The organism is Alterirhizorhabdus solaris, assembly GCF_007785815.1.
In the GTDB taxonomy this organism is placed as follows: Bacteria; Pseudomonadota; Alphaproteobacteria; order Sphingomonadales; family Sphingomonadaceae; genus Alterirhizorhabdus; species Alterirhizorhabdus solaris.
Genome location: NZ_VNIM01000159.1, coordinates 1 through 5,386, shown reverse-complemented (window position 1 = coordinate 5,386; position 5,386 = coordinate 1). Strand labels below are relative to the sequence as shown.

Below are 5,386 nucleotides of genomic sequence, written 5' to 3'. Positions count from 1 at the left end.
CGTACCCCCCGCCGCCGCCCCGGCAGCAGCCCCGGCGCCCGCCGCCCCAGCCTAAGCCGCCGCCACCCCCGAGGCACTCGCCGCCCCCGCCGTAACCGCCGCCGCCGCCGCCGAAGCGATCCCCACCGCCGCCATAGCCGCCGCCACCGAAACCGCCGCCGCCAAAGCTGCTGCCGCCGCCATAGCTGTCGTCGCCGCCGAAGCCCTTGCCTTTGTCGCCGCGCTGCCCGCGCCGTCCTCGATCGAAACTCATGCCGTATCAGTCTTTCCGCTTCGCCCACGTCGCATTCAGCCGAGCCGACCAGGCGATGGCCGCTCGTCTCCCGATGCAAAACCATAGCGCATCGGTCACTCCGCATAGACCAAAACAAAGCAGGTCGCGAGTGGTTTCGATTCGGGGCGTCAAGCGGGATTTGATACTTGGGATGCAATTTTATCAATCGGCCTTCATGCACCCGTATTTCTGCGGAAAATCCTGGGTGGGGCCTGGTCGGGCGAAGCGTCGCCGGCGTCCGGGCCGGCGTCCTCCGCTGAGGCGGCCGGTGCCTCTGGCCCCGCGCGACTCGGCAGCCGGTTTTTGCGACGGGCGGGCATTGAGCCGCCGCCCGCCCGCGCCTATGGGGGCGCATGACCGTCTATTTCCATGAAGAGGATCTGCCCGCCGGCGTCCTCGCCCCCGGCCCCGTCGCCGTCGATACCGAGACGATGGGCCTGCTCACCCCGCGCGACCGGCTGTGCGTGGTCCAGATCGCCGACGGGCGGGGCGACGAGCATCTCGTCCGCTTCGGCCCCGGCAGCGATTATGCCGCGCCCAACCTGCGGGCGGTGCTGGCCGATCCGGCGCGGCTGAAGCTGTACCATTTCGCCCGGTTCGATCTGGCCGCGATCCGCCATTACCTCGGCACGATCGCGGCGCCGGTCTATTGCACCAAGATCGCCTCGCGGCTGATCCGCACCTACACCGACCGTCACGGCCTGAAGGAACTGGTCCGCGAACTGCTGGGGCAGGAGATCTCCAAGCAGCAGCAGACTTCGGACTGGGGTGCGCCCGAGCTTTCCGATCCGCAGAAGGAATATGCCGCGTCCGACGTGCGCTACCTTCACCAGTTGAAGGATAAGCTGGACGTGCGGCTCGCGCGCGAGGGCCGCACCGGGCTGGCGCAGGCCTGCTTCGACTTCCTGCCGCACCGCGCCGAACTCGATCTGGCCGGCTGGCCGGAGACGGACATCTTCGCGCATGTGTAACGTGCCCGGCCCGGTCGTTGGCTGAGAGCGCGCTCGCCGCGCGTGGCGCACGCCAGGTCTGGGCGGCCCCGGGCAGTACGCATGACCGGCTGATCCGCATGCTGCGGCTGGTGCTGCCGGCCGCCATCGTGGTGCTGCTGGTGCTGATGGCGATCGCGCCGCTGACGGTGGGCCGCGACATCTCGTTCGTACTGTCCAAGGATCGCGTGGCGGTGGCGCGCGAGCGGATGCGGGTGAGCGATGCGATCTATCGCGGTGAGGACGGCAAGGGGCAGCCCTTCGCCATCCGTGCCGGATCGGCCGTGCAGGTGAGCTCGGCCGATCCGATCGTCCGCATGGCCGATCTGTCCGCGCGCATCGCGCTGCCGGAAGGCCCGGCCTCGATCGTGGCCAAGACGGGCCGTTACGACATGACGGCCGAGCGCGTGCTGATCGACGGCGCGGTGCGGTTCGAGACGGCGGACGGCTACCGGCTGGATACGCGCGACGTGGGCGTCGATCTCAAGACCCGGCGGGTCGCCAGCGGCGGAGCGGTGGATGGCAAGATGCAGCTCGGCACGTTTCGCGCAGACCGGATGACCGCCGACCTCACCAGCCATGTGGTGGTGCTGGAGGGGCGCGCGCGCTTGCATATCGACCAGCGGCAGTCCAGAGGGCGGCGATGAAGCGGGGGCTGTCTCTCATCCTGATGCTGGCGGGGCTGCCGGCGATTCCGGCGCCGGCCACCGCGCAGGCGGTGTCGGCGCTGAAGGGCCACAACAGCAATGCGCCGGTGGATGTGGAGGCCGACCGCATCGAGGTGCAGGACCGCGCCGACCGCGCGATCTTCTCCGGCAACGTGAAGGTGAAGCAGACGGACCTGACGTTGCAGGCCAACCGGCTGAACGTGGCCTATGCCGGCGGCACCGGCGGCACCCAGATCCAGCGGCTCGATGCCTCGGGCAACGTGATCGTCACCTCGCCCAGCGAGCGGGCAACCGGCAATTTCGCGATCTACGATCTCAACCGCAAGCTCATCACCATGCTCGGCAACGTCAACCTCGTGCGCGGCGACAGCAATGTGCGCGGCGGGCGGCTGGTGATCGATCTCACCAGCGGCCGCGCCACGGTGGATGGCAGCGCGGTGGGCGGCGGTGCCGGCATCTCGGGCGGCGGCGGGCGCGTGACCGGGCGCTTCACGGTGCAGCAGCGGCCCAACTGACCCCGGCCACGGCTGGGGGCACGGGTACCGACCGCCCCTTGCCGCGCGCGCATGGCTGGTTCATGCACGAACCCTGCCAGTCCTTGTCCGACACGTCGGAAAGGGTCGCTTAACCCGAATGAACGAGCATGAGCGCATGAGCGACGCCACCCTTCTCGATCCCCCCGCAGGTGAGTCGCGCCGCCCGCACATCGGTGACGGCGTGGCGCGCGGGCTGTCGATCGTGTCGATCGCCAAATCGTACGACAAGCGGCAGGTGCTGTCGGACGTGTCGCTGGAGGTGGGGCGCGGCGAGGTCGTCGGCCTGCTCGGCCCCAATGGCGCCGGCAAGACGACGTGCTTCTATTCGGTGATGGGGCTGGTGAAGCCCGATGCCGGCCGCATCCTGCTGGACGGGCAGGACATCACCAAGCTGCCGATGTACCGCCGCGCCATCCTGGGCCTGGGCTATCTGCCGCAGGAAACCTCGATCTTTCGCGGGCTGACGGTGGGCAAGAACATTCTGGCCGTGCTGGAGATGGTGGAGCCGGACAAGGACGCCCGCGCCGCCCGGCTGGATCAGCTGCTCGGCGAGTTCCATCTCGACCATCTGCGCGACGCGCCCGCGATGGCGTTGTCCGGCGGTGAGCGGCGGCGCTGCGAGATCGCCCGCGCGCTGGCGGCGGACCCCTCGATCATGCTGCTGGACGAACCGTTCGCCGGCATCGACCCGATCTCGATCAGCGATATCCGCGACCTGATCGGCCAGCTCAAGGAGCGCGACATCGGCGTGCTCATCACCGATCACAACGTGCGCGAGACGCTGGATATCGTCGATCGCGCCTGCATCATCTACGACGGCCGCGTGCTGTTCGCCGGCAGCCCGGAGGCGCTGGTGGCCGACGAGAGCGTGCGCCGGCTGTATCTGGGCGAAGGCTTCGCGCTGTGACGCGGCCTGTCTCCTTCCCCTCCCCCGAAAGGGAGGGGGGCGTCCCCCCCTGACCCGCATGGGACTCGGCCCCCGCCTCGACCTGCGCCAGTCGCAATCGCTGGTGATGACGCCGCAGTTGCAGCAGGCGATCAAGCTGCTGGCGCTCTCCAACCTCGAGATCGAGGGGTTCATCGCCGAGGAGCTGGAGCGCAACCCGCTGCTCGACACCGCCGGTGACGAGGGGGCCGTGCCCGAGCGCGAGGCCGTGTCCCAGGATACCGGCGACGAGCCGCCCGAGCCGGCCACCACCGATCAGCTGATCGCGGGCGGCGACGCGGCGGCCGATGCCCCGCTCGACGTGGACTATGCCGCCGAAACCTTCCACCACGACGGCCCGACCGACAGCCTTGGCGACAACGGTGCCGACAGCATCGCCGACCGCGACGGCCCCGGCCTCGACGGCGGGCTGCGGCTCGACGGCCCCGGCGGAAGTGGGGGCGGGCAGGAGGACGGCGCCGGGTTCGAGGCGATGCTGGCCGACGAGCCGAGCCTGCACGATCACCTGATGGCGCAGGCGGGGGCGGCGCTGTCCGGCGCGGATCTCGCCATCGCCGCGCTGCTGATCGACCAGATCGACGAGGCCGGCTATTTCACCGGCGACCTGCTCGACGTCGCCCAGCGCCGCCGTGCGCCGCTGGCGCGGGTGGAGCAGGCGCTCGCCACGGTGCAGACGTTCGAGCCGACCGGGGTGGGCGCGCGATCGCTGGCCGAATGCCTCGCTCTACAGGCCAAGGAGGCGGACCGCTACGATCCGGCGATGGCGCGGCTGATCGCCAACCTGCCGCTGGTGGCCAAGGGCGCGCTGCCGCAACTGCGCCGCCTGTGCGGGGTGGACGAGGAGGACATGGCCGACATGGTGCGCGAGCTGCGCGGCTATGATCCGAAGCCCGGCCTGCGCTATGGCGCGTCGCGCGTGCAGGCGGTGGTGCCCGATCTGTTCGTGGCGCGCACCCGCACCGGCTGGGCGATCGAGCTGAACGGCGCCACCCTGCCGCGCCTGCTGGTGAACCGCGGCTACCACGCCGCGCTGGCGGCGGGCGTCGGCAAGGGCGACGGTGACAGGGAAGGCCGGGCGTGGCTTTCGGAATGCCTCGCCAGCGCCAACTGGCTGGTGAAGGCGCTGGACCAGCGCGCGCGCACGATCATGAAGGTGGCGACCGAGATCGTCCGCCAGCAGGAAGCGTTCTTCCTGCACGGCGTGGGCCAGTTGAAACCGCTGACGCTGCGCGCGGTGGCGGATGCGATCGGGATGCACGAATCGACGGTGAGCCGCGTCACCTCGAACAAATACCTGTCGTGCGAGCGCGGCCTATACGAGCTGAAATACTTCTTCACCAGCGGCATCCAGTCCTCCGACGGCGGTGACGCGGCCTCGGCCGAGGCGGTGAAAAGCCACCTCAAGGCGTTGATCGCGGCCGAGGGCGACGCCATCCTGTCCGACGACAAGCTGGTGGAGTTGCTCAACGCCAGAGGCTTCGACATCGCCCGCCGCACAGTGGCGAAATACCGCGAGGCGATCGGGCTGGGGAGTTCGGTGCAGCGGAGACGGCAGCGGGTGTTGGGTAGGGTGGTTTGAACGTTGTATGTTAATACTAATGATCCTCAGTTGGCGCGCCCGATGATACCGTCCTTCTTTCTTCGCGAAGACTAGCGAACTCAATTAGTCCTGGGTGGACCCGAAATCGCTCGGCTCGTGCGTCATACGTAGAAGTACGATTTTTATATCGCCATACCCAATCCGAACCACCTCCGCTCCGAGGCCTTAAGTAAGTAACCACTGAATACTCAAAAAGTCTTTTAAGGGCCTCGTTTGCGTCTGAGACTTTGTTCGACTTTGTCTTTAAGAGTCCGTTTTGAAAATCATGGATGAGTGGTTCGGCGGAGGAGGTTGCCGCCCATGGCGACGAGGATCATGGCTTTGGATACATCGATACGGGCTTCGTAATCCCGGACGAGCCGGCGCCAGCGGA

The 5,386-nt window shown here is 68.4% G+C and carries 6 protein-coding genes and 1 pseudogene; 5 read left to right on the top strand and 2 right to left on the bottom strand.

Translation table 11 applies throughout. From position 1 onward, the window contains the following. Positions 1-253 (bottom strand): hypothetical protein (locus FOY91_RS22140; RefSeq protein WP_203234657.1); only part of this gene is annotated, 253 nt, incomplete at its 3' end. A 374-nt stretch (positions 254-627) separates the two neighbouring features. Between FOY91_RS22140 and FOY91_RS20470 the strand changes: the two genes are divergently transcribed. The 5 genes from FOY91_RS20470 (at position 628) to rpoN (ending at position 4,992) form a co-directional block, all read left to right on the top strand. Beyond that, entirely contained in the window at positions 628-1,245 is a 618-nt protein-coding gene (locus FOY91_RS20470) for a ribonuclease D (RefSeq protein WP_145155797.1), read from the top strand. A 17-nt stretch (positions 1,246-1,262) separates the two neighbouring features. Then, positions 1,263-1,910, top strand: a complete 648-nt coding sequence (gene lptC / locus FOY91_RS20465; protein WP_145155795.1) for an LPS export ABC transporter periplasmic protein LptC — start codon at positions 1,263-1,265, stop codon at positions 1,908-1,910. After that, the gene (locus FOY91_RS20460) at positions 1,907-2,446 is read left to right on the top strand and encodes an LptA/OstA family protein (RefSeq protein WP_145155793.1); all 540 of its coding nucleotides are present in this window, start codon (positions 1,907-1,909) and stop codon (positions 2,444-2,446) included. Before lptC ends, FOY91_RS20460 begins: the two co-directional genes overlap by 4 nt. A gap of 136 nt (positions 2,447-2,582) precedes the next feature. Beyond that, complete coding sequence (gene lptB, locus FOY91_RS20455; protein ID WP_145155791.1) at positions 2,583-3,374, top strand: LPS export ABC transporter ATP-binding protein; 792 nt, start codon at positions 2,583-2,585, stop codon at positions 3,372-3,374. Positions 3,375-3,432: 58 nt separating this feature from the next. Continuing rightward, positions 3,433-4,992, top strand: a complete 1,560-nt coding sequence (rpoN, locus tag FOY91_RS20450; RefSeq protein WP_145155789.1) for an RNA polymerase factor sigma-54 — start codon at positions 3,433-3,435, stop codon at positions 4,990-4,992. 284 nt (positions 4,993-5,276) lie between these two features. Here the strand turns inward: rpoN and FOY91_RS20445 are convergent. Beyond that, a pseudogene (locus FOY91_RS20445) lies at positions 5,277-5,386 on the bottom strand (IS5/IS1182 family transposase); the annotation flags it as partial.